General features: G+C 59.0%; 1 protein-coding gene. It reads left to right on the top strand.

Translation table 11 applies throughout. The features are described from left to right. Positions 1-365: ABC transporter permease (locus tag EN780_RS36245; protein ID WP_133372953.1), on the top strand; the 365-nt coding region annotated here is incomplete at its 5' end. Between the last annotated feature and the right edge of the window lie 345 nt (positions 366-710).

Below are 710 nucleotides of genomic sequence, written 5' to 3' on the forward strand. Positions count from 1 at the left end.
TGCGCGGCGAAGTGTTGGCCGTCAAGCAGCGCGAATTCGTAATGGCTTCGCGCAGCATCGGCACCCCGCCGCACCGGATCATTTTTCGGCATGTGCTGCCCAACGTCATGTCGCCGATCATTGTCTCGGCCACTCTCGGCATCGCCGACGCGATTATCACGGAAAGCGTGCTGTCGTTTCTTGGCTTGGGCTTTCCACCAGATTTCCCAACATGGGGGCGGCTGCTCTTTGACGGGATTGGTTATATGCAGATCTATCCGCAACTGGTGCTGTGGCCGGGTATTGCGATTTCGCTAACCGTCCTCAGCGTCGCCTATATCGGCGACGGTCTCAGAGATGCGCTCGATCCACGACTGCGGCGATGATTCAGGTTTTGACCAGAAATCATACCACCGGAACAGCTGAGGCAGTAAGAGACCTATGCCCACCATCAGAAGCAGAACTTGCGATGGCAACACGGATCCTATGACTGATCCTAAAAGCCTCCAGGCCCTCAAATGGCGCTGCATCGGACCAGCCAGAGGGGGCCGCGTTGTGGCGGTTGCGGGCGACCCCAACGAGCCGTTGGTCTTCTACTTCGGCGCATGCGCGGGTGGGGTGTGGAAGGCGATTGACGGCGGCATTTATTGGCGCTGCGTGTCCGACGGCTTCTTCACGAGCGCGAGCGTCGGCGCACTTGCGGTTGCTGGCTCCGACTCCAACGTCATATA

This window comes from Mesorhizobium sp. M4B.F.Ca.ET.089.01.1.1 (assembly GCF_004022605.1).
Taxonomy (GTDB): Bacteria; Pseudomonadota; Alphaproteobacteria; order Rhizobiales; family Rhizobiaceae; genus Mesorhizobium; species Mesorhizobium abyssinicae.